This is a genomic window from Rhodococcus sp. NPDC127593, assembly GCF_042671975.1.
Classification (GTDB): domain Bacteria; phylum Actinomycetota; class Actinomycetes; order Mycobacteriales; family Mycobacteriaceae; genus Rhodococcus_F.
Genome location: NZ_JBHXWI010000009.1, coordinates 97,756 through 120,491, shown reverse-complemented (window position 1 = coordinate 120,491; position 22,736 = coordinate 97,756). Strand labels below are relative to the sequence as shown.

General features: G+C 68.8%; 24 protein-coding genes. 5 read left to right on the top strand and 19 right to left on the bottom strand.

All coding sequences use genetic code 11. The annotated features are described in order from the left end of the window. Positions 1-93: 93 nt before the first annotated feature. Positions 94-1,812 carry a TIGR03767 family metallophosphoesterase gene (locus ACFVJ3_RS10520; RefSeq protein WP_378451993.1) on the top strand — a complete coding sequence of 573 codons (1,719 nt, stop codon included), beginning with the start codon at positions 94-96 and terminating at the stop codon, positions 1,810-1,812. Here ACFVJ3_RS10520 and ACFVJ3_RS10515 read toward each other — a convergent pair. Continuing rightward, positions 1,809-2,345: a potassium channel family protein gene (locus ACFVJ3_RS10515; RefSeq protein ID WP_378451992.1), complete on the bottom strand. Its 537-nt coding sequence runs from the start codon at positions 2,343-2,345 to the stop codon at positions 1,809-1,811. The two genes, ACFVJ3_RS10520 and ACFVJ3_RS10515, sit on opposite strands and share 4 nt — an antisense overlap. 205 nt (positions 2,346-2,550) lie before the next feature. On the opposite strand from ACFVJ3_RS10515, the gene ACFVJ3_RS10510 reads away from it, so the two are divergent. Further along, on the top strand, positions 2,551-4,182 hold the full coding sequence (locus tag ACFVJ3_RS10510; protein ID WP_378451991.1) for an Hsp70 family protein: 1,632 nt from the start codon (positions 2,551-2,553) through the stop codon (positions 4,180-4,182). Here the strand turns inward: ACFVJ3_RS10510 and tsaD are convergent. The 7 genes from tsaD to ACFVJ3_RS10475 are packed head-to-tail and all read right to left on the bottom strand — an operon-like array spanning position 4,175 to position 10,645. Then, complete coding sequence (tsaD, locus tag ACFVJ3_RS10505; protein ID WP_378451990.1) at positions 4,175-5,212, bottom strand: tRNA (adenosine(37)-N6)-threonylcarbamoyltransferase complex transferase subunit TsaD; 1,038 nt, start codon at positions 5,210-5,212, stop codon at positions 4,175-4,177. The two genes, ACFVJ3_RS10510 and tsaD, sit on opposite strands and share 8 nt — an antisense overlap. Then, complete coding sequence (rimI, locus tag ACFVJ3_RS10500; RefSeq protein WP_378451989.1) at positions 5,209-5,688, bottom strand: ribosomal protein S18-alanine N-acetyltransferase; 480 nt, start codon at positions 5,686-5,688, stop codon at positions 5,209-5,211. The genes tsaD and rimI overlap by 4 nt, the downstream gene beginning before the upstream one ends. Further along, the gene (gene tsaB, locus ACFVJ3_RS10495) at positions 5,685-6,344 is read right to left on the bottom strand and encodes a tRNA (adenosine(37)-N6)-threonylcarbamoyltransferase complex dimerization subunit type 1 TsaB (RefSeq protein ID WP_378451988.1); all 660 of its coding nucleotides are present in this window, start codon (positions 6,342-6,344) and stop codon (positions 5,685-5,687) included. Before tsaB ends, rimI begins: the two co-directional genes overlap by 4 nt. A 50-nt stretch (positions 6,345-6,394) precedes the next feature. Beyond that, positions 6,395-6,883 carry a tRNA (adenosine(37)-N6)-threonylcarbamoyltransferase complex ATPase subunit type 1 TsaE gene (tsaE, locus tag ACFVJ3_RS10490; RefSeq protein ID WP_378451987.1) on the bottom strand — a complete coding sequence of 163 codons (489 nt, stop codon included), beginning with the start codon at positions 6,881-6,883 and terminating at the stop codon, positions 6,395-6,397. Beyond that, positions 6,873-7,937 (bottom strand): alpha/beta fold hydrolase, encoded by a 1,065-nt coding sequence (locus tag ACFVJ3_RS10485; RefSeq protein WP_378451986.1) that lies wholly within the window; start codon positions 7,935-7,937, stop codon positions 6,873-6,875. The genes tsaE and ACFVJ3_RS10485 overlap by 11 nt, the downstream gene beginning before the upstream one ends. Positions 7,938-7,940: 3 nt before the next feature. Further along, on the bottom strand, positions 7,941-9,146 hold the full coding sequence (alr, locus tag ACFVJ3_RS10480) for an alanine racemase (RefSeq protein WP_378451985.1): 1,206 nt from the start codon (positions 9,144-9,146) through the stop codon (positions 7,941-7,943). A gap of 20 nt (positions 9,147-9,166) precedes the next feature. Further along, a complete protein-coding gene (locus ACFVJ3_RS10475) occupies positions 9,167-10,645 on the bottom strand; it encodes an NAD(P)H-hydrate dehydratase (protein ID WP_378451984.1) in 1,479 nt (492 codons plus the stop codon). Positions 10,646-10,697: 52 nt separating this feature from the next. Here ACFVJ3_RS10475 and ACFVJ3_RS10470 point away from each other — a divergent pair, with 52 nt between their 5' ends. After that, on the top strand, positions 10,698-11,072 hold the full coding sequence (locus ACFVJ3_RS10470) for a cupredoxin domain-containing protein (RefSeq protein WP_378451983.1): 375 nt from the start codon (positions 10,698-10,700) through the stop codon (positions 11,070-11,072). Between the two features lie 33 nt (positions 11,073-11,105). Here the strand turns inward: ACFVJ3_RS10470 and glmS are convergent, their stop codons facing one another. Continuing rightward, positions 11,106-12,968, bottom strand: coding sequence for a glutamine--fructose-6-phosphate transaminase (isomerizing) (gene glmS, locus ACFVJ3_RS10465; protein WP_378451982.1), 1,863 nt, complete (start codon positions 12,966-12,968; stop codon positions 11,106-11,108). Positions 12,969-13,065: 97 nt separating this feature from the next. Between glmS and ACFVJ3_RS10460 the strand changes: the two genes are divergently transcribed. Continuing rightward, positions 13,066-13,902: a dienelactone hydrolase family protein gene (locus ACFVJ3_RS10460; protein WP_037245016.1), complete on the top strand. Its 837-nt coding sequence runs from the start codon at positions 13,066-13,068 to the stop codon at positions 13,900-13,902. Positions 13,903-13,911: 9 nt separating this feature from the next. Here ACFVJ3_RS10460 and ACFVJ3_RS10455 read toward each other — a convergent pair whose 3' ends face one another. The 8 genes from ACFVJ3_RS10455 to ddaH form a co-directional block, all read right to left on the bottom strand. Beyond that, positions 13,912-14,136 (bottom strand): hypothetical protein, encoded by a 225-nt coding sequence (locus tag ACFVJ3_RS10455; RefSeq protein WP_378451981.1) that lies wholly within the window; start codon positions 14,134-14,136, stop codon positions 13,912-13,914. Then, a complete protein-coding gene (locus ACFVJ3_RS10450; protein ID WP_378451980.1) occupies positions 14,133-16,289 on the bottom strand; it encodes a hypothetical protein in 2,157 nt (718 codons plus the stop codon). The genes ACFVJ3_RS10455 and ACFVJ3_RS10450 overlap by 4 nt, the downstream gene beginning before the upstream one ends. Next, positions 16,286-16,594, bottom strand: a complete 309-nt coding sequence (locus ACFVJ3_RS10445) for a hypothetical protein (protein ID WP_378451979.1) — start codon at positions 16,592-16,594, stop codon at positions 16,286-16,288. Before ACFVJ3_RS10445 ends, ACFVJ3_RS10450 begins: the two co-directional genes overlap by 4 nt. Before the next feature lie 85 nt (positions 16,595-16,679). Next, on the bottom strand, positions 16,680-18,017 hold the full coding sequence (gene glmM / locus ACFVJ3_RS10440; protein WP_378451978.1) for a phosphoglucosamine mutase: 1,338 nt from the start codon (positions 18,015-18,017) through the stop codon (positions 16,680-16,682). 137 nt (positions 18,018-18,154) lie between these two features. Next, positions 18,155-18,691 carry a 30S ribosomal protein S9 gene (rpsI, locus tag ACFVJ3_RS10435; RefSeq protein WP_005239729.1) on the bottom strand — a complete coding sequence of 179 codons (537 nt, stop codon included), beginning with the start codon at positions 18,689-18,691 and terminating at the stop codon, positions 18,155-18,157. Further along, entirely contained in the window at positions 18,688-19,131 is a 444-nt protein-coding gene (rplM, locus tag ACFVJ3_RS10430) for a 50S ribosomal protein L13 (RefSeq protein ID WP_005239728.1), read from the bottom strand. The genes rpsI and rplM overlap by 4 nt, the downstream gene beginning before the upstream one ends. Before the next feature lie 168 nt (positions 19,132-19,299). After that, complete coding sequence (gene rocD / locus ACFVJ3_RS10425; protein WP_378451977.1) at positions 19,300-20,526, bottom strand: ornithine--oxo-acid transaminase; 1,227 nt, start codon at positions 20,524-20,526, stop codon at positions 19,300-19,302. 6 nt (positions 20,527-20,532) lie between these two features. Continuing rightward, positions 20,533-21,450: a dimethylargininase gene (ddaH, locus tag ACFVJ3_RS10420; RefSeq protein WP_378451976.1), complete on the bottom strand. Its 918-nt coding sequence runs from the start codon at positions 21,448-21,450 to the stop codon at positions 20,533-20,535. Positions 21,451-21,531: 81 nt separating this feature from the next. Here ddaH and ACFVJ3_RS10415 point away from each other — a divergent pair, with 81 nt between their 5' ends. Further along, positions 21,532-21,984 carry an Lrp/AsnC family transcriptional regulator gene (locus ACFVJ3_RS10415; RefSeq protein WP_005239716.1) on the top strand — a complete coding sequence of 151 codons (453 nt, stop codon included), beginning with the start codon at positions 21,532-21,534 and terminating at the stop codon, positions 21,982-21,984. A 78-nt stretch (positions 21,985-22,062) separates the two neighbouring features. Here the strand turns inward: ACFVJ3_RS10415 and ACFVJ3_RS10410 are convergent, their stop codons facing one another. Both ACFVJ3_RS10410 and ACFVJ3_RS10405 read right to left on the bottom strand, forming a co-directional pair. Next, positions 22,063-22,350: a WXG100 family type VII secretion target gene (locus ACFVJ3_RS10410; RefSeq protein WP_005253873.1), complete on the bottom strand. Its 288-nt coding sequence runs from the start codon at positions 22,348-22,350 to the stop codon at positions 22,063-22,065. A gap of 43 nt (positions 22,351-22,393) precedes the next feature. After that, positions 22,394-22,711 carry a WXG100 family type VII secretion target gene (locus ACFVJ3_RS10405; protein WP_025432240.1) on the bottom strand — a complete coding sequence of 106 codons (318 nt, stop codon included), beginning with the start codon at positions 22,709-22,711 and terminating at the stop codon, positions 22,394-22,396. Between the last annotated feature and the right edge of the window lie 25 nt (positions 22,712-22,736).

The following is a 22,736-nucleotide window of genomic DNA, read 5'->3' as shown; positions in this document are numbered from 1 at the left end:
GTGAGAGTGCCAACGCTCAAGGAGAAGGGGGTGGTTGACCACGCCGAGCCGAATATCGGCCTGTCTCACGGGTCGTCACCTAAGGTTCCTCTGGTGTCTGACATCAATCGGCGTAAATTCCTGACATTTGCCGGACTCGGGGCGATCGGGGCAGTGGGGTTCGGGGCCCGACCGTGGGGGATGCAGTACGCGGGCGCGGCCCCTCTTCCCACGTCCGGGGCAGGCACAACCCTCGAAGCGGTGGCCGTCCCCCTCGGCAGCTCCGGCTACCGCAGGCTGGGTGCGGGACCGGGGTGGCCGACGATCGTCCGCACCGAACTCGCCGAGGCCCGCAGCGGGCGCGAGGACCGGCGCACCGCCCTCGCGTCCCTCGTCCAGCTCACGGACGTCCACCTGGTCGACGCCCAGTCCCCGATGCGTTTCGAATACGTGCACCCCTTCACCGGTTCCGCGTTCCGCCCGCACGAAACACTCACCGCACAGGGTCTCGTCGCCCTCGTCGCACGCGTCAACGCGCTCGCGTCCGGCCCGCACACCCAGCGCCCGTTCGACGCGGTCGTGAGCACCGGCGACAACACCGACAACAAGGAATTCGCCGAACTCGGCTGGTTCCTCACCGCACTCAACGGCGGCACCATCGTCCCCAACACAGGCGCACCCGAGCGCTACGAAGGAGTGCAGAACTCGGGTGCGGATCTGTACTGGAACCCGGAGTCCTCCATCCAGGACATGTACAAGAAGGCCGGGTTCCCCGAGATACCCGGTCTGCTCGGCGCGGCGATCGCGCCCGTCACGAGCCCCGGCCTGCGCACCCCCTGGTACTGCGTCTTCGGCAATCACGACGACTCGGTGGAAGGCACCGTCCCGAGCGGCATCCCCCCACTCGAAGCCATGTACACCGGTTCGCTGAAGTTCGAGGTCCCCGGGTCGCCGGAGCAGGCGAAGGCGGTCGACATCGCCACCAAGTTCGACCCCGGCGCCATCCCCGCTGCCCTGTCCGCATTCACGACACCGCCGCGGGTCGTCACACCCGACCCTGCACGGGCGCCGTTCACGCCCCGCCAGTTCATCGCCGCCCACCTGGACCCGGCCAACACCGGGCCCGGACCGGTCGGTCACGGCTTCACACCGGACGCCGGTGAGACCGGGATCGGCTACTACTCCTTCGAGATCGCACCCGGCGTGGTCGGGATCAGCATGGATTCCACCAACCGGGCGGGGTTCGTCGACGGCTCGCTCGGCGCGGCGCAGTTCCGGTGGATCGAAAACACCCTGGCGGCGGGCAGCAGCCGGTACTTCGACACAGCGGGCAACCCGGTGACGCAGGCACGCAGCGACACCTGGTTCGTCCTGTTCAGTCACCACACCAGCGGCAGCATGGACAACGTCCTCCCCGACCCCTCCGCCCCGGCGGAACCCCGGATCCGGGGCGCGCGACTGGTGGATCTGCTGCACCGATTCCCGAACGTCCTCGCCTGGGTCAACGGACACACCCACGAGAACCGGATCACCCCGTGGCCCGGATCGACTCCGGAGCAGTCGTTCTGGGAGATCAACACGGCCTCGCACATCGACTTCCCCCAGCACGGGCGGATCATCGAGGTGGTCGACAACGTCGACGGAACCGTGTCGCTGCTCACGACGCTGTTCGAGGCCGACAGTCCCTACGCCGTCGAGCACACCGATCTCTCACCGCTCGGGTTGGCGTCGCTGTACCGGGAGTTGTCGTTCAACGACATTCACGCCGACCCCGACCTGCTCGGCGGCACACCCGACCGGAACGTCGAACTGGTGCTGGCGTCGGGTCGTTAGACCCGGCGCCTACGGGCCCAGCCGACGGCCGCGACAATCACCCGGATGCCGAGGCCGAGAAGGATCAGATTTCCGATGATCTGGACACTCACGACGGCTCGCGACGGATCGGTCGTCGCGGCGATGTCGCCGAACCCGACGGTCGAGAAGACGGTGAGCGAGAAGTACAGCGCACCCATCCGTGTGAGGGGTTCGGTGAAGTAACTCGGATCACTTTCGGACATCAGGCAATAGCCCGCCGCGAACCCGAGCAGGTAGAGCGGCAGAATCAGGGCCAGCGCCTCGATCGCCTGGAGCGCCGGTATGTCGGACTGGACGATCCGCCGGATCTGCCAGCCCGCGACCACCGCGACCACGAGCAGGCCGCCCGCCAGGAAGAACACGCCCGACACGTCCCCGAACGAGGTCCACGGCAGGGCGAAGTAGACCACTCCGGACAGGACGACGGTGATCAGCGGGCGCAGAAATGCACGCAGCAGAAGCCGTCGGCGCTCACGTCTCGTGAGGTTGCGGAAATCGCTGGCGCGTCGCATGAGATTCCTTTGGACAACTGGGCAGGTGAGACCGGATATCGAGCGCCATCCTCGTCTCCGAGAGCCGAAAGTCGGGAGCGAAATCCGTTTGTTTTCTGTAACGTTCAGATAACAGTCGCCGATTCAACGGGCAGGGATTCCCCGCTGAACAGGGCGTTCCGACAGAGATGGCAGGTCACGCGTCGAAAACGTGAGGGGGTGTGTGATGGGTATGTCCTTGGGGATGTCCACCGGTGCGTCCGGTGTGGGTTCCGCCCTCGTCACGACGGCCTCCAACGGTTCGCAGAACGTCGAGTTCCGTTACCTGTCGGCCGATCAGGCGCACACCGACCTCGGTGACCTGGTCCGCTCGTCGATATCGCTGATGACCACTCAGGTTCCTGCCGATCCCACCACTCCCGACGCGTTCGCCGTCGCGTACCGCACGGCGGAACAGGCGCATTCGATCCGCAGCGCCGTCAGCAGGCAGCGGCACCGCGTGCATCTCGTGCCCGAGACCGCCGCCACCCTCACCTACCTGCGGCACACCGGCGAGGTCGCCCAGCATGCCACGGTCGCGATCGTCGACTTCGGCGAGTCCGGACTGTCCGTCGCCGTCGTCGATCAGGTGGACGGCACCGTCCTGCACGCCGACCGCACGAGCCACGTGAGCGGCACCGGAATCGACGATCTCGTCTTCCACCACGTCGTCGGCAGCATCTCCACCCCGCATCCCCTGCGGCACCTGGACCGCGACCTGCTCTCGGCGCGGTGCCGCGTCGCCAAGGAGCAGTTGTCCTCGGAGCCGAACGCGCACGTCGACATCGACCTGCAGGGCATCCACCCGATCGAGATCAGCCGCACCAGGTTCGACGAGATCGCCGCACCGACTGTCCGGGTCGCGGTGGAGTTCATCCGTGTCACCGTCGCCGACTCGCCGCGTCAACCGGACGCCCTGGCCCTCGTCGGTGGTGGCGCGAACATTCCCGCGATCACCGCCGCCGTCGCCGACGCGTTCACCGCACGGGTCGTCGTGATGCCCGAACCCGACACGGCGACCGCGAAAGGTGCGGCGTTGCTCGCCGTCTCCTCCGCCATCCGCGACTACCCGGCCACCGAGTCGAACCGCCCCGGTTCGGCCGCCAAGGTGTCGGGGGCACTCGTCGGCGCACTCGTTGTCGGAGGGCTCGTTCTCGGCTACGGCGTAAAGGAACTCGCACCCGCGCCCGATCCCAACGTCTCCCCCGCGGGGACCGACATGTTCCAGACCACCGAGCAGGTCACGACCACGACGACGGACGAACCTCCCGCCACGCGGATCCCGTCCTACGATCCGACGCCGACATCGGAGTACCACCCGAATCAGGTTGCCCCGCCCACGTCCGAACCGCAGACGAACCGGACCCCAGAGCAGGCGCCCAAGTCGACGAACGAGACCACGACGCCGCGCACCACCACCCCGGTGCCGACACCCACGGCTCCCCCGCGTCCGACGCTGCCCGGAGCGAACCCGTCACAGCCTTCGTGGCCGCACATCGAATGGCCCGCGATTCCGCCGCTGTGGCCGCAGGTTCCGGGAGAATCCACGCCGAACGAACCGAGCCCCGGTGCGCCCGCACCCGACGTTCCCGAGGTGGGGCCGCCGCCCACGGAGACGCCCGCCGCGCCCGCGGAACCGACTGCACCCGCGGCACCCGCGGCACCCGCGGCACCCGCGGCACCCGAAGGGATCTTCCCGATGATCCCGGCGCCGGGCACGGTCGCTCCGAGTCCCGATGCGGCGAAACCGAGTGGTGCTCAGCCCGGTGAGGCGCTCACTCCCCCGGCCACGCAGACCGTCACGATTCCGGTCAGCTGAACACCTGACTGGTCGCCACCGACAGTCCGGGGTCGCTGGCCACGGTCAGGAGGGACGGCGCGGCGCCGCCGGCGATCAGATGCGCGCCGAGCGAGGCGATCATCACTCCGTTGTCGGTGCACAAGCGCGGTTTCGGAACCCGCAGGGTCAGTCCGGCGTCAACGCAGCGTTCCTCGGCGAGTGCGCGGATGCGCGAGTTGGCCGTGGCACCGCCACCGAGAACCAGTGTGTCCACGCCGACGTCGCGGGCTGCGCGGACCGCTTTCATCGTCAGCACGTCCGCCACGGCCTCCTGGAAGCTCGCGGCGATATCCGGCACCGAGCACGCCTCCGCTGCCCGCTCCTTCGACTCCACGTACCGTGCGACAGCCGTCTTCAGCCCGGAGAACGAGAAGTCGTGCCGGGCGTCGCGGGGCCCGGTCATCCCGCGCGGGAAGGGAATGGCGTTGCGGTCGCCGTCCTGCGCCGCGGCGTCGAGAGCGGGGCCGCCGGGGAATCCGAGGCCGAGGAGGCGGGCCACCTTGTCGAAGGCTTCGCCGGCCGCGTCGTCCACGGTGGTGCCGAGTTCGACGATGGGTTTCGCAAGGTCCTCGACGTGCAGGAGGTGGGTGTGCCCACCGGACACGAGCAACGCCACGCACGGCGGCATCGGTCCGTGTTCGAGGGTGTCGACCGAGACGTGACCGCCGAGGTGGTTCACCGCGTAGAACGGGACGTCCCACGCCGCCGCATAGGCTTTCGCGGCCGCGACACCGACGAGCAGGGCGCCGGCCAGACCGGGTCCGATGGTGACGGCGAGAGCGTCCGGCTTGGCGATCCCGGCCACGGCGAGGGCCCGCCGCATCGTCGGGACGATCGCCTCGAGGTGCGCGCGGGACGCGACCTCCGGCACCACCCCGCCATAGCGTGCGTGCTCTTCGACGCTGGATGCGACCTCGTCCGCGAGGAGTTCGCACGTTCCGTCACCGGTCCATCGGACGATGCCGACTCCGGTCTCGTCACAAGAGCTTTCGATCCCCATGACGATCATTGCACCGGCTCCTCACCCGATCCGGGGCGACGCATCGTGAAGGCGTCCGCACCGCTCGGTTGGTAGTACTTCTTACGGGTTCCCACGATCTCGAATCCTTCACGTCGGTAGAGGGCGATCGCCGCGTCGTTGTCGGTTCGCACTTCGAGAAACACCGGGCCACCCCGGGTGTCGGCCACCCGGAGGAGCTCGTCGAGGAGGGCCCCGCCGATCCCCCGGCGCTGACACTCCGGATCCGTTCCGATCGTGTGTATCTCGGATTCGGGATGTGAACCGTTGCCCAGCAGGGCGATTCCGGCGTACCCGACGACGTGACCGGTCTCGTCCCGCGCCACGGTGTAGTGCACGTGCGGGGCGGCGAGTTCCGCCCTGAATGCGCCTGCGCTCCAGGGTCCGTCACCGGCGAAGAGGAGTGTCTCGAGCTCCGCGCACCGTTCGGCGTCGGCGACCGCCATCGGTTCGATGCGGAAGGTCATTTCTTCCGGTCCGCCAGTTCGACCGCGTCCGGACGCCGCAGGTAGAGCGGTACGAGCGCCGCCGGGGCGGTATCACTGAACAAGGCCTCCGCGGCCACCGCGACCAACCCTGCGGGCGACGGTGTTTCCACGGGCTCGACCGGCAGATCGAAGAAGTCGACGTGTGACGGCGACCCCGCCACCACCTCGGACGGCATCGGCTCGAGCTCGCGCGGCTTCACCACCGCGGGACCTTCCACCCGCACCCCTGCCGAGTATCGCGCCCAGTACACCTCACGCCGGCGCGCATCCGTGACGACGAGCAGATTCCGGTCACCGTCCACCTGTGCGGCGATGGCGTCGAGGCTGCACACGCCGTGGGCCGGAATACCGAGGGCGTCGGCGAACGCGGCGGCGGTGGCCATCCCCACGCGCAGTCCGGTGAACGGCCCGGGTCCGGCGCCGACCACCACCGCGTCGAGGTCCGCGGCGACGTGACCCGACTCGGTGAGGCACTCGAGGATGTGCGGGGTGAGCACTTCCGCGTGGGCGCGCGGGTTGACCGTCACGCGCACCGCGAGGGTGTCCACCGCCTCCACCGATGCGGAATCGGCCGAAACCCGGACGACTCCGGCGGTCACGGCAGGCGTGGACGTGTCGATGGCGAGAACAAGCACGGTAACTGAGGGTACTCGCACGTCAGAACCGCTCCCGACACCCGACCCCGTCAGGAAATCCACTCCCAGTGGGCGGTGCGGACGTCCGTCTCCGGTTCGCGGCGCAGGCGGACCCGCAGGTGACGATCGGCCAGCTGCTCGGCGATGCCCTCGCCCCATTCGACGACGACAACCGCTGCAGCCAGGTCGGTGTCGAGGTCGAGCGCGTCGAGCTCGTCGAGCGCGTGCGGGCCGCTTCCGCCCAGCCGGTACGCGTCCACGTGCACCATTCCGACCGGTGCGCCCCCGTCGGGTCGCGTGCCTGCCCGGTGCTCCCGCGCGATCACGAATGTGGGCGAAGTCACTCGCCCCTGCACGCCGAGCCCGGCTCCGATTCCCTTCGTCAGTGCGGTCTTCCCCGCACCGAGGGGTCCGTCGAGGACCACGAGATCACCGGCGACGAGCCCCCGGGCGAGGTCCCGGCCGAACTGCTCGGTGTCCTGAGCCGTCGGCAACACCACGGTCCCGCTCACGGGCAACACTCCCTCTTCAGCCGACATCGGACTGCTCACGCGACTCGTGCGTCGCCAGGCCACGATGCAGCACCCGGTCGACGGCGTCCGACACCACGGACGGGAACTCGAGCTGCACCAGATGGCCGGCCCCGCGCACCCGCACCAGTTCGGACTCCGGAAGGTCCGCTGCCAGTTTCCGGGAACTGCCGAACGGGATGATCATGTCGCTGTCCCCGCACACCACGACGGACGGGGTGTGCGCGATCGCCTCGAGTGACGCGGACTCGTCGTGCAATTCGAGTGTGCGCAGAAAGTTGACGATGGTCACCACCGACGTCCGGTCCAGCATGGAGTCGGAGAACTGGTGCAGCCGCGGACTCACGTCCGTGCCGTACGACGCCGCCCGCAGAATCGGGGTGATCAGGACGCGGGCCGCGCCGCGCGCGTGCTGGACCAGTTCGGGCGAGGTCCGGACGGCAAGCCGGAAGCCGTCGATGACCGGGTTCTGCAGGTTCCGCGTCAATCCGGTCTCGCTGAGACCCGCAGCGGCCGTGGCCACCAGGCACACGGCGACCACCCGTGACGCCACCAGTTCGGGCCGCTGCCCGGCGAAGGCCAGCACCGTCATCCCGCCCATCGAATGCCCCACGAGCACAACCGGTCCGGTGGGAGCCTTCGCCTCGATCACGGTCGCGAGATCGGCGCCCAGCTGAGCGATGGTGCAGCTCGCCGTGGACGGCACACCCGAATCGCCGTGCCCGCGTTGGTCGTAGAACACCATCCGCACGTCGTCGCCCCACCGCTCGGCGAGCTGGCGGCGCTGGAAATGCCACGACGTCATGTCCAGGCAGTAGCCGTGCACGAACACCGCCGTCACCGGCGCGTCCTCCGGGCCGACCTCGCGGACCGTGAGCGCGACGCCGTCCTCGGTGACCACGACGCTGCGCCGGTCCTGCGACATCAGGGTGAAGTCCTCGTCGCCGTAGATCTCGCGGCCGGGCCGGGTCGCGCTGCGCAGCGCGTTGACACCGGCAACCGAACCGAGCGCCAGCGCGCTCAGCACGCCGCCGACGAGCCCCAACCGCTTCGACAACCCCATGATCTAGGTGCCCGTTCCGCCGACGTAACTGCGGACCGTGCGTCCGCGGACCCCCGTCACCACCTCGTAGTGAATGGTGTCCAGCTCGTCGGCCCACGCCTGCGCGTTGGGCTCGCCGAGATCTCCGTTGCCGAAGAACACCGCGGTGTCCCCCTCCCGGACTCCGCCGCCGTCCGGTCCGAGATCCACGACCACCTGGTCCATGCACACACGCCCGATCCCCGGCCGTCGCTCCGAACCCAGCTGGACCTCGAATCGGCCGCTGAGCGAACGTGGGAGCCCGTCGGCGTACCCGAACGGCAGCAGCGCCACCGTCGTATCCCGTGGGGCCACCCACTGGTGCCCGTAGGACACGCCCTCACCTGCCGCCACGTTCTTCACCAGAGCCACCCTCGATCGCAGTGTCATCGCCGGGCGCAACCCGAACTGACCGAGTTCGGGAACGGGCGACAACCCATATATCGCGATTCCCGGGCGAACCATGTCAAACCGCAGGTCGGGACGGGTCAGGGTGGCCGCCGAATTGGACAGGTGCACCACTTCGGGGACCAGTCCCTGACGCTTGGCATCTGCGATCGCGCTGACCAGTCGATCGCGCTGGGAATCGATCCAGGCGTGGTGCGGCTCGTCGGCGTGGGCCAGATGCGAGAAGATCCCGCGCAGCCGCACCGAGCCCTCGACCTGCGCGCGCGCCAGATCGACGAGGACCTGCGCCAGCTCGTCGGGTGCCACCCCGTTGCGGTTCAGTCCGGTGTCGACCTTGATCGTGACGATCGCCGTGGTGCCGACGCTCCGGGCGGCAGCGACCACCGCGGCGAGGTGGCGGGGCGAGGAGACGCCGAGTTCGACACCGGCCGCGATCGCGGGGGCGAAATCGGCGTCGACGGTGTGCAGCCAGGCGAGGACGGGTGCGTCGATGCCCGCGCGGCGCAGAGTCAGCGCCTCCGACACCGTCGTCACGCCCAGTTCCGACGCTCCGGCGGCCAGCGCCGCGCGTGCCACGGGAACCGCGCCGTGGTTGTAGCCGTCCGCCTTCACGACGGCCATCATCGCCGCGTCCCGGGCGCTGTCGCGCAGGATGCGGACGTTGTGCGCAATCGCGTCCAGATCGACCACGGCTTCGGCCTGCGGTGCCGGCGCCGCCTGTGCGGGCGCTGCGGGTTCGCTGTGTCCGTGGTCGTCGGCCGGTACTGCTTCAGCAAGCGTCATATGTTCGATCCTGCCATTCACTATGAGGCCGGCATTTCCTCGGGTGACACCCCCGCACGGAGGACTCTGATCGACTCCCTGAGGTGTGCGAGCAGCGTCCCGGCGGAGATCGGTGCTGTTCCGCGCCCTGCGGAGAGGTCCGCGCCACCGCCTCGGGCCGCCAAGTTCGCGGCCAGCGAGTGTGCTCGCGCACCCACCGCGGCGGCCCGGGCCGGGGCGATGCCCGCGGCCATGAGTGAGCCGATGATCCCGGCGAGCACGTCGCCGGCCCCCGCGGTGGCGGACCACGACCCGCCCGCCTCGTTGACGAAGACCCGGCCCCCGGGTTCCGCGATCACCGTGGCCCGCCCCTTGAGCAACAGGTGAATATTCCAGTCCGCAGCGAGAGCGCGTGCCGACGCCACCCGGTCCGGACCCGGATCCTTCCCCGTCAGCCGGGCGAACTCCCCGGCGTGCGGGGTCAGCAGTGTCGCTGCGGTCCGCGAACGCACCAGGTCCGGGCCCTCGGCGAGCAGGGTCAGACCATCCGCGTCGACCAGCACGGGCACGTCGGAGTCGAGCACCGTCCGCAGTGTGCGACGGGCGGCGTCGTCGGTTCCCATACCCGGCCCGACCACCCACGACTGGACGCGTCCCGCCTTCGCGAGATCGGCGGTCGCGATCACCTCCGGCGAGTGCGCGAGCACCTCCTTCGTGCACGGCCCGGCGTAGCGCACCAGCCCCGACGTGGCCGTGACCGCGGCGCCCGTGCACAGCACACCGGCGCCCGGGTAGCCGTCACTGCCTGCGACCACCCCCACCACGCCCTGCGAGTACTTGTCGTCGTCCGCTCCCGGCACCGGCCACGCGGCACCCACGTCAGCGGCGTCGAGGGCGGCGATCCCGGCATCCCCGAGCGACAGTCCGATGTCCACGAGCTCGACTCGGCCGCAGTGCGCCGCGCCGAGCGCGTGGACCGGTTTGAGGGCACCGAATGCCACGGTGACGGCGGCGCGCACGGCGGGCCCGTCGACAGCCCCCGTGTCCGGGTCCACACCGCTCGGCAGGTCCGCCGACACGATCGGCGCCTCGATCCGGTCGACCAGCGCCGCAGCATCGGGTCGCAGTGGTCCCCTGCCGGAGATCCCTACGATCCCGTCGATCGCCAGATCGGGCAGGCCCAGCTCGTCGGAAGGCGCGGCCACCCGGCCACCGGCCTCGGTGAACGCCGCCAGCCCGGCCTCGTGCGCCTTCTCCGGTTTCAGCAGGACCGCGGTGGCCGCGACACCGCGCTTGCGTAGCATCGACGCCGCCCACAGCGCGTCCCCGCCGTTGTCCCCCGACCCCACCAGCACCGTGATCGTGCGACCGGCGACGCCCCCGGTCCGCGCTCGCAGCTCCGCCGCCACCACCGCGGCGAGTCCGTGCGCTGCGCGTCGCATCAGTGCGCCGTCGGGAAGAGACGCCAGCAACGGCGCCTCTGCGGCTCGAACCTCGTCAGCGGTGTAGTAGCCCCGCATGGGAACTCCTCGTCGAGAAGGGTCGGTACCGGGCCAGACTACGCTCGACGTCATGCGTGGACGTGGAAGCTCGTGGATCGCCGGAGTGGCTCTCGCCGCAAGCATTTCGATGGCGGGCGTCGTGTCCGGGTGCAGTTCGCCGGACACCGCGGCACCCGAGGCCCCGACCGGACCCGTCGTGCAGGTCGCGAACATGGCGTACGCGCCCGCGACGCTCACCGTCAAGGCCGGAGACACCGTCACCTGGAATTTCGACGACCGGGGTGTCACCCACGACGTAGTGGGCGTCGGCACCGCGAAGAGTGTGCTGCGGAGCCGGTTGATGCAGACCGGCACGTTCACGCACACGTTCACCGAACCGGGGACCTACGAATACACGTGTTCGCTGCACCCCGAGATGACGGGCACCGTCGTCGTCACGCCGTAGGGGCGCGGCCCTTCCACCCCCCTACGGTCGCTGCTATTCGACGGTGACGGACTTGGCGAGGTTCCGCGGCTTGTCGACGTCGTAGCCCCGGGTCTGCGCGACCTCCGCAGCGAACACCTGCAACGGCACCGTCGACAGCAGCGGCTGCAGCAGCGTCGGCGCCGCCGGGATCTCGATCAGGTGGTCGGCGAACGGACGCACGGCCTCGTCGCCCTCCTCCGCGATCACGACGGTCCGCGCACCGCGGGCCTGGATCTCCCGGATGTTGCTCAGCAGCTTCGAGTGCAGCACCGCGCGCCCCTTCGGCGACGGCATCACGATGATCACCGGCAGCCCGTCCTCGATCAACGCGATCGGCCCGTGCTTGAGCTCGCCGGCCGCGAAGCCCTCGGCGTGCATGTACGCCAGCTCCTTGAGCTTGAGCGCACCCTCGAGCGCCACCGGGTAGCCCACGTGGCGGCCCAGGAACAGCACCGTCGACGACGACGCCAGCTCCCGCGCCAGTGCCCGCACCGGCTCGACCGTCTCGAGGACCCGGCTCACCAGATCGGGCATGGCCTCGAGATCGGCGTACTCGCGTGCGACCTCGTCCGGGTACTTGGTGCCGCGGGCCTGGGCGAGGGCCAGGCCGACCAGGTAGTTCGCCGTGACCTGCGCGAGGAACGCCTTGGTCGACGCGACACCGATCTCCGGACCTGCCCGGGTGTAGAGGACGGCGTCGGCCTCGCGCGGAATCTGGGCGCCGTTCGTGTTGCACACCGCCAGCACCCGCGCCTTCTGGTCCTTGGCGTGGCGCACGGCCTCGAGGGTGTCTGCCGTCTCACCGGACTGCGAAATGGCCACGACCAGCGTCGACCGGTCCAGGACCGGGTCGCGGTAGCGGAACTCGCTGGCGAGCTCGACCTCGACGGGCAGCCGGGTCCAGTGCTCGATGGCGTACTTCGCGAGCAGCCCCGAGTGGTAGGCGCTGCCGCAGGCGACGACGAACACCTTGTCGACGTCGCGCAGCTCCTGATCCGACAGTCGCTGCTCGTCGAGAACGATCTTCCCGTCCGCGAAATGCCCCAGGAGGGTGTCCGCGACCGCGGCCGGCTGCTCTTCGATCTCCTTGAGCATGAAGTAGTCGTGGCCGCCCTTCTCGGCGGCAGCGAGATCCCAGTCGATGCGGAACGGGCGGCCCTGCGCCTCGGATCCGTCGAAGTTCAGAATCGAGTACCCGTCCGCCGTGATCACCACGACCTGGTCCTGCCCCAGCTCCACCGCGTCACGGGTGTGCTCGATGAACGCCGCGACATCGGACCCGAGGAACGTCTCTCCCTCGCCGACACCGATGACGAGGGGCGTCGAGCGACGCGCCGCGACGATGGTGTCGGGGTGATCCGAGTGCGTGAAGACGAGCGTGAACGCGCCCTCGAGCCTGCGCAGCACACTCAGCGCGCTCGCGACGAAGTCACCGGCCGTCTCGCCCGAGGCGTACGCCCGCGCGACGAGGTGCACCGCGACCTCGGTGTCGGTGTCGCTGGCGAAGTCGATTCCATCGTGCTCGAGTTCGGCCCGCAGCGGGGCGAAGTTCTCGATGATGCCGTTGTGCACGACCGCAACCGTGTTGCCCGCATCACGGTGCGGGTGCGCATTACGGTCGGTCGGCCTGCCGTGCGTGGCCCACCGCGTGTGACCGATCCCGGTGTTCCCGGTGAAGTGCTCGGCCCCGACCTCGTCGAGTTCGGCCTCGAGATTCGCGAGACGACCCGCCTTCCGCTCGACCGCCATGCCGCCGCGTCCGTCGAGCACGGCGATACCGGCAGAGTCGTATCCGCGGTACTCCATTCGCCGCAAGGCCTCCACCACAACAGTCAGAGCCTGCCGGTGGCCGACGTATCCCACGATTCCGCACATGGTTAATCAGGGTACTTGGACCTGGCGACGCGGCGAAGTCGGAGTGTGGGCCGCATCGGCTCTCTCGCCGGACCGCGAATCGGATAACGTTCTCCCCGTGGCGCCGAAACCGAAGACCCTGGCCCGTGAACTGTCCAAGCGAGGACCGCACCGCGTGCTGCGGGGTGACCTCGCACTCGCCGGACAGCCGGGCGTCGTATACACGCCCGAATCAGGCTTCAACCTGCCCGCCGTCGCGTTCGCGCACAGCTGGATGGCAGGTGCCGACCACTACCGGAAGACGCTCGAGCATCTGGCTTCGTGGGGAATCGTCGTGGCCGCCCCCAACAGTGAACGCGGTCCCGTGCCCTCCCACCTGGGCCTCGCCACCGACCTGCGGGCCACCCTCGATATCTGTGTGGGTGTCCGCCTCGGTCCCGGCCAGATCAGCGTGCAGCCCGACCGCGTCGCGTTCGCAGGACACGGGATGGGTGCGGGTGTGGCAGTGCTCGCCGCCGCGCAACGGGACGTGTCGGCGGTCGCCGCCCTGTTCCCGGCGCCGACCGCGCCGAAGGCCGAGAAGTATGCGTCCAAGATCACAGCGCCGGGTCTCGTCGTCGCCGGTGCCGACATCGACACCATGAACAGCAACGCCAAGGCGCTGGCCGAGGCATGGGGCGGGGAACACGTCCTGCGCGCCGTCAACGGCGCCAAGGAGTCCGGGCTCACCGAAGGACGCCGCCTCCTCGGTGCACTCGGCATCGGCGGTTCCGAGCGGAAGACCCAGCAGATCACGCGCGCGCTGCTCACCGGCTTCCTCCTCTATCACCTCACCGAGGACAAGAAATATGAGGTGTTCGCGAAGGCGGATGCCGAACTTCCCCACACCACGCTCGTCGATCCACACGAGGAGCACACCGACGCCGGCTTCGAGGGTGTGCTCCCGCACATCTGAGGTCGCCGGTCACACCAGCCAGCTGCGGGGACGATAGAACTCGTCGTCGTCGACTGTTGTCGGTCGCGGAGCCGCGGGCGGTGCCGCTGCAGCCTCGGGCCGGCCGCGGCCGGCCCGGCTTCCCGCGGCGTCCTCGTCTCTGGCTCTGCGCTCGTCGATCCGCTCCCGGAACATTTCGAGGTCGGCTCGCATCTGCGCCCGTTGTGCACGCAACTGCGCGGCTCGGTGGCTCACAGCGGCCCGGCCTCGGCCAACTCGGCACCGCTGTCGAATCCGGCAACGGGACCTGTCGCCAGTTCGGGTGCGGACCGCGGTTCGCCCAGCGGCGGGGGCTCGGGAACCGGCTCCTGCTGAACTGCCACCACCTGTGGTTGCGGGACGGCTGCGGCTTCTCCGGGCGCAAGGGCCGGTGTGTTTTCTCGGTCCGGCACGGCGCCCGCGGCAGGTCGGCCGGGCGTCGCTGCTTCTTCCGGTGGTGCGTCCGGAACGTCTTCGGCACCACCGCTGACCGGCGATTCCGGGGTCGGCGAGGCGGGTGCGCAGTCGGCATCGCCGGAGACTCCTTCGCCCGCAGCGGTTTCCGCCGTGATCTGCGGCAGACCGTCCGGGCCGATCACGACGCCGAAGCGGGCCGTCCCGCCCTGTCCGTCGCTCATCTCGAGATGAATCCCCTGACCGTCGGCATCGACGGCGAGCGTCCACGACTTTCCGTCGAGGTTCAGTTCGAGGCTCTTGTCGTGTGACGTGCCGCCCACCGACTCGCCGTCGTCCTCCCGCGGATCACCGAGTTCTTCGCCGAGGTCCTCGGTGTTCCGTTCCTCGTCGTCCCTGCCGGTGAGGGCCGAGACGGTGTCCTCGATCAACGGGCGAAGAATCGAACCGAGATCCGCCAGACCTCCCACGAGACTCTGACGCGCCAGATCACCCGGACCGGGAATGCTCCCGAGGCCCGGGGCAGTCGTCATCGGAGGCACGGTGACCATCGGAGGCACGGTGACCATCGGAGGCACGGTGACCATCGGAGGCGCAGGCGCAGGGGCAGGGGCAATCGGAGGCGCAGCGGACGTCGGAGGTGCGGTTGCCGGTGGTGCAGCGGACATCGGAGGCGCGGCGCTCATCGGACTGGTGGCCGCAGCGTCCCCATCACCGGCTCGAGGCGGGACGCACGCCGGGACGTCCGTCTCCGGTGCCGCGGCGGGCGCCGTCGGCGCGGCAGGTGCGAGAGCAGGCGCCGGCGCAGCGGCGGGGACGGTGCCGGCGTTTCGCACCTCGGGCGCCATCGGCGCGGGTGCCGGATCGGGAGTGTCCTCGGGACGAAAGCCGGGCTGCACCTCGATCGACCGCGCCTCGGCGACGATGGCGTCGTAGGCGGCGTGCACCGCTTCGGTGCAGTCCGCACACGCAGCGGTGAACTCCTGCCGCTTCTCCTCGTACACGTGTCGGAAGTTCGCGTCGAGCCAGTCCTTGGTAATTCCGGCGGCCCGCCGCACCACGTCGTCGCGGTCGAGCCGCCGGAGCGCGCCGGCGCCCCCGTCCTTGTACAGGCCGTTGACGTGCCGGTAGTCGTCGTCGGCGAGTTCGGGGAACCAGTAGGACGCGTCTTCCATGCCGTCCTTCGCGACGGAGTTGTCGCCGTCCTTGCCGTCGGCGTAGATCTGCGCGAGAACGTCGATCTGGGCCGCGCTGTACCCCCCGACCGTCGGCTGGTGCAGCGACACCACTTTGTACGCCTTGTTCGTCACCGCGGCGCTCAGCGTGAGGTTCGCCTCGAACAGCACCTCGGCGAGTCCGTGGAGCCGACCGATGGTGGCGTCCGCCTGGACGTTCTGTCGGTCGGCGGCGTCGATCGCTGCCGTGGCGGCGACTCCGCTCCACCCGGTTCGCACTGCGGCGATGCATCTCTCGTTCTCGTCGAGTTCGGTGCGGGCCGCGTCGAGGCTGCGTCCGAGGGTGTCGACGTCGCGGGCGAGCGTGTGCAGGCGCATCCCCCGCTCGGCGTCGAACCTCGCGTAGTAGTCGGTGAGTTCGCGAGACTCGTATCCCAGTTTTCTCGCAGCGGGGAGGAACAACTCGAAGAATTCGAGGCCCCGCGCGCCGAGATCGAGCATGTCGTCGGGAACATTGAGGGCATTCGGGCGCAGGTGCTCCCCCAGCGCGGTCCGGGATGTGTTCGCGGTCTGGGCGTCGCTGCCGTGCTCCAACAGTGCGGCGTACCGCTGGTCGGCGTACGGAGTCCGGTCACGCTTGTCGAGCCCGTACTCGTCGAAGTACGGCTGCCATGAAGCCTCGTCTTCCTCGCGGGAGGCGGCCCAGGCCTGGAGGAGTTGCTCTTTGTATTCGCGGCTCAGGGTCGGGTCGGCGATCAGCGATCTCGGATCCGTGGTCACCACCGCACCCCGTTCACGTCGGCGGTGACGTTTGCGTCCGTTCCCGAGTAGCGCGCCGCGGCGGCCCGGAACGCGTGCCCGAACGATTCCGCGTCCGTGGCCCACTGCCCGAGCGCGATCCCGATGACGCCGAGGGCGTCACGCACCGCGTCACCCTCCGCGGTGTAGTCGCGGCCCGCGTGCGCCCCGCCGAATTCCAGCCGGGCGGTCTCGGCGGCCTGCTGTCGCAGGATCTCAGCCGACCTCAGCAGCCTCGCGCCCGCGTCCGTCACCACCGCGACGTCCACCTCGAGCCCATCGCTCATTGCCCCACCCTCTCTTCGCGACCTACTGCATTAGACGCGACAGCGCACCGATCGGTTCCCCGGCCGATCGGTGCGCTGTGTCCGCTCACACGGAGGCGACCGTGCCCGCCAGTTCGTCGGCGAGCTTCCGAGCCACGTCGATGTCCGAAGCTTCGACCATCACGCGTACGAGTTGTTCGGTGCCCGACGGCCGCAGCAGTACCCGGCCGTTGTCGCCCAGGCTGCGCTCGGCGGCCACGACCGCGTCCAGCACGACCGGGGACGCGGCGACGGCGCGCTTGTCGGCGACCTTCACGTTGACCAGAACCTGCGGGAGCGTCGTCATCGCCGCCGCCAGATCCGCGATCGGCTGTCCGGTCTCCGCCATCCGGCCCATCAGCCGCAGTCCCGTCAGCACTCCGTCGCCGGTGGTGCCGAAGGCGGGGAACACGACGTGACCGGACTGTTCGCCGCCCAGGCTGAAGCCGCCGGACCGGAGCCCTTCGAGGACGTAGCGGTCACCGACGGCCGTGGTGACCAGCGAGATCCCGGCCTCGCGCATCGCGATGTGCAAACCGAGATTGCTCATGACCGTCGCGACGAGGGTGTTGTCCACCAGTTCGCCTGCGTCGCGCATACCGAGGGCGAGGACGGTCATGATGGCGTCGCCGTCGATAAGGGAACCGGCAGCATCGACGGCGAGGCATCGATCCGCATCCCCGTCGTGCGCGAGCCCCAGGTCGGCGCTGTGCTCGACGACCGCCTTCTGCAGGCTCTCGAGGTGCGTCGACCCGCAGTTCTCGTTGATGTTGAGTCCGTCGGGTTCGGCGTTGATCGCGACGACGGTGGCGCCGGCGGCCCGGTAGGCGGCGGGAGCGACCCCCGATGCCGCGCCGTGCGCACAGTCCACCACGACGGTCAGCCCGTCGAGGCTGTTGGGGAGGGCGGTGGCCAGGTGCTGCAGATACCGTTCCGCGGCGTCCGGCACCGTGCGGACACGTCCGATCCCCGCGCCGGTCGGCGCCCGCCGTGTCGTGGTTCCGGCAGCGACGGCCTCGATCCGGTCTTCCACCTCGTCGTCGAGTTTGTGCCCGCCGGCCGCGAAGATCTTGATGCCGTTGTCGGGCATGGGATTGTGCGAGGCGGAGATCATGACACCGAGAGCTGCGTCCAGCTCCGCGGTCAGGTAGGCCACCGCGGGTGTGGGCAGCACCCCGACGTTCAGAACGTCGACGCCGGCAGACGTCAGGCCCGCGACGACCGCCGCCTCGAGCATTTCACCGCTGGCTCTCGGGTCACGGCCGACCACAGCCGTCTTACGTCCCCCCGAACCCGGCGACGCCAGCACCGTCGCGGCGGCGGAGGCCACCTGCAACGCCAACTCGGCGGTCAGCTCGGTATTCGCGAGACCACGAACCCCATCCGTCCCGAACAATCGACCCACAGACCAGACCCCTCGCACCTAGGAAACCCACTACATCTCGGATAAAGCACGAGAGCAGGCGTCCGGTAACGATGGACGCCTGCTCTCGGGAAGAACAGGTGCCGAAGCCGACCCCGGAGGGCGGCTTCGGCGACACATCAGCGCTTCGAGTACTGAGATGCCTTGCGGGCCTTCTTCAGGCCGTACTTCTTGCGCTCGACAGCGCGGGCGTCACGGGTGAGGAAGCCGGCGCTCTTGAGAGCGGGACGGTCCTCGGGGGTGACCTCGATGAGCGCGCGGGCGATGGCGAGACGCAGTGCGCCGGCCTGTCCGGACGGTCCGCCACCGTGCAGCAGCGCCACGATGTCGAAGGACTCGGCACGCTCGACCGTGACCAGCGGAGCCTTGATCAGCTGCTGGTGCACCTTGTTCGGGAAGTAGTCCTCGATGGTGCGGCCGTTGAGCTTGAAGTCGCCCGAACCGGGGGTCAGACGGACGCGGACAACCGCTTCCTTACGACGACCGACGGTCTGGATGGGGCGATCGATCACGATCGGGGCCTGCGGCGCAGCAGCGGCCTCGATGTCCTCGGCGACCTCGGGCTCCTCGACGGACACGTACTCGTCCGCCGCGACCTCGACAGCCTCGGTGATCTCTTCGGGGTTGGACACGTTCTGCTCCTCCGGCGCCGTCACTGGGCCACCTGCTTGATCTCGAATGGCACCGGCTGCTGCGCGGCGTGGGGGTGGTTCGGGCCCGCGTAGACCTTCAGCTTGCTGCTGATGGCGCGACCCAGCTTGTTCTTGGGGAGCATGCCGACGATGGCCTTCTCCACGAGGCGGTCGGGGTTCTTGTCGAGAACCTCACCGACGGAGCGGGACTTCAGACCACCGGGGTGTCCGGAGTGGTGGTAGAGGAACTTGCCCTCACGCTTGTTGCCGCTGATGGCAACCTTCTCGGCGTTGATGATGACGACGAAGTCGCCGCCGTCAACGTGCGGTGCAAAGGTGGGCTTGTGCTTGCCGCGCAGCAAGTTGGCTGCCTGGACGGCAAGGCGGCCGAGCACCACGTCAGTGGCGTCGATGACGTGCCACGTGCGGGTCACATCTCCGGCCTTCGGGGTGTACGTAGACACAGAACTTCCTCGTCTTGTTCAATCCGCTGCTGGCCATTGCGTATCGTCGAGCGATTCCCGGCGGCCAGTTGAGACCCGAGAACCGCCAGCCACTGCGACACGAGGACACAGCGGCGCACGGCACGCCAACGGAGAACAATACCGGTCGGTGAGGCCCAGGGTCAAAACTCACTCGGCAAGCGCATCGGCGAGCTGTTCGACCGCCCACGTCAGCTCGTCCCGCTCGACCACCAGCGGCGGGGCGATACGGATCGTTCCTTCGTGCGCATCCTTCGCGAGGACCCTGCGAGCGAGGAGTCGCTCACAGATCGTTCGGGCGGACGGCATACCGTCGGCCAGCTGCACACCGGCCCACAGTCCGCGCCCACGCACCTCCGACACGTGGTCGGGCGGCAGTTGCGACAGCATGCTGTGCAGGTAGGCACCCAGATCACGGCTTCGCTGTTGATATTCACCGGTCTCGAGCAGGTCGACGACCGCGCTCCCGACCGCGCAGGCGAGGGGGTTGCCCCCGAACGTGCTCCCGTGTTGTCCGGGGCCGATCACCGCCATCACCGGCCAGTCCGCGACGACGGCGGAGACCGGCATCAGACCACCCCCGAGCGCCTTGCCCAAGACATACACGTCGGGGATCACGTTCTCGTGGTCGCATGCGAACGTGTCGCCGGTCCGCCCGAGCCCGCTCTGGATCTCGTCGGCGACCATCAGGATCCCCCGACGGGTGCAGATGTCCCGGACCGCCGCGAGGTACCCGGGCGGTGGCACCAGGACTCCGGCCTCCCCCTGGATCGGTTCGAGGAGCACCGCCACGGTGTTCTCGGTGACCGCCGCCTCGAGGGCGTCCGCATTCCCGTATTCGACCGACGCGAAGCCCGCCGGGAACGGACCGAATCCGGTGTACGCGTCCGGATCGGACGAGAACCCGACGATCGAGATGGTGCGACCGTGGAAGTTCCCGGCGCACGTGATCACCTCGGCACGCCCCGGTGCCACTCCCTTGACGTCGTAACCCCATTTGCGGGCCAGTTTCAGCGCGGTCTCCACGGCTTCGGCGCCCGTGTTCATCGGCAGCACGGCTTCCTTCCGGCACAGCCGGCTCAGGTCCTCGCAGAAGGACGCGAACCGATCGTGCTGGAAGGCGCGGCTGGTCAGAGTGAGCCGGCCGAGCTGTTCACGCGCCACCCGGACCAGGGTGGGGTGCGCGTGGCCGAAGTTGAGCGCCGAGTATCCGGCGAGTACGTCCAGGTAGTCGACGCCGTCGATTCCCTTCACCCACGAGCCCGCGCCCGACTCGATCACGACCGGCAGCGGCGAGTAGTTGTGTGCGCTGTGCTCGTCGGCCCTGCTCAGCTGCTCACGTGTGGCATCCGACACGGAAACGACACCGTCCGACATTGCTGGTCACCCCTGATCTTCCGCGACCCGGAGCCCGCGGAAACCGCGGAGCTCCAAAGTGCTGCACTTGATTCCACCACCGGATTTGAGGAACTCCGAATAGTCGACCGGCACCGGCTCGTACCCGCGGGCGGACAACTGGTCGGCAAGGTGCGAAGCCTGGACGGGTAGCACCACATTGGCGCCGTCGCTGACCAGGTTCAGTCCGAGCCAGTCGGTGTCCGTCTCGGCCGCGATCACCGCGTCGGGATACATCTGCGCGAGCAGAGCGCGACTGTCCGGCGAGAACGCCGCGGGCAGGTAGGCGATTGTCGAGTCGTCGAGCACTCCCAGCGCGGTGTTGAGGTGGTAGTAGCGGGGATTCACCAGGTTCAACGTGATCACCGGACGGCCGAGGTGCGCCGACGCCTCGGCGTGCGATCGCGGGTCGGACCGGAACCCGGTTCCAGCGAGGATCACGTCGCCGACGACGAGGAAGTCGCCCTCCCCCTCGTTCACGTACCGCGGCAGGGTGGGCCTGATCAATCCCTTGTCCCGGAACCACCGGAACACGTGTTCGGCCTCGGCCCGCCGCTCGGCGGACCGGTAACGGGCACCGAGCGCGACACCGTCGACGACGAGCCCGCTGTCGGTGACGAACACCATGTCCGGGAGCCCCTCGACAGGGTCGATCGTGAGGACCTCGTGTCCGAGTCGCCGGTAGGTGTCCGCAAGCGCGGACCACTGCGACATCGCACGATCCCGGTCCACGGGCTCCTCGGGACGCATCCAGTCGTTGATGGCATAGACGACGTCGAAATACGTGGGCGGGCACATCAGATAACTGCGCGGATAGGCCCGCCGGACCATGCGGGCGGCGTCGCCCCGCACCTCCACTGTCTCCTCGTACGGGTTCTCGGACTCGATACCAGCAGTGGGCGCCATCTCCACTCCCCCTCGATCGGTGTCGGTGAAATCAGTATCCACCCACCAAAAGTCCTGATCAATGCGCTAGCGTTCCATCACATGGATGATTCGTTGCGTCTGGACGGGCTCGATCGGCGGATCGTTGCGCGGCTGGAGCGCAACGCCCGGTCCAGCTTCGCCACTATCGGCGCCGAGGTCGGGCTGTCCGCACCCGCCGTGAAGCGTCGGGTCGATCGACTGGTCGAGTCCGGAGTGATCACCGGATTTCATGCGGCACTCGATCCGCGTGCTCTCGGCCACGGGGTCGAGGTCTTCGTCGAGTTGTATTGCAGTGGCCGCACCTCGGCCGTCGAGATCGCTCGGATCGTGTCCCGTCACACCGAGGTGCAGGAGGCGTACACCGTCACCGGCGATGCCAACGCCCTCCTCCGCGTCCGCACCACCGACACCGCACACCTCGAACGCACACTGGAGAACCTGCGGTCGGAGCCGGCCGTACTTCAGACCAAGAGCAGTGTCGTCCTCAGCCGGCTCATACCGCCCGCAGACTGATCCACTCGATCCACTGTCGGAGACCACAGTGCCCCAGCAACCGTGGACTGCTGGGGCACTCGACGTGTCACGCGAAGATCAGAGCCACGCCGTGGCGTTCCGGTCTTCCGCAGTCTGCATGTCGACGGCGCCGTCCTGGACGACCTTCGAGATCGTCTGCAGAACCTGGAGCAGATCCTCGTGAGAGCTGTCCCACTTCGCCTGCACAGCTTGGTAGTTCTCCCGCGCACCGCTCTCCCACTGCGCCACGAGCCCGTTGACGTAACCCCGGAGCTCGTCGTGCGTCTCGCGCAGCTTCGCTTCGTTCGACTTGATGTCGCTCGCCAGCGCCTGCAACTCGGCAAATCCGTACTTCAATGAAGACATTCGGTGCTCCCCTCGAGCTTCGTAATTGTTCTCGGCGCCGGCGTTAGATATCGAGCGATCCCGAAGCTCCGGCCGCATGGATCGCGTCCTGGTTGGCCTGCTCGGCGGCGTCGTATCCCTTGCCGTTCTCGCGGATCTTCACCGCAATCTCGTCCAGCGAGTCCTGCATTCGGCGCGCAGCATCTCCGTACCGAGCCATCAGCTCCATGAACGCCGTCTGAGCTCCACCCTGCCAGGCCGAAGAAGATTCCTCGCAACGGCCCTTCAGACTGTTGATCGTGCCCTGCAGCTGGCTGTTCACCGTCTGCACATGATTGGCCGCGACCTCCATCTGGCCGACATCGGTAACAACTCCCGCCATTGTGACTCCTTCTGTTCTCGGTGCG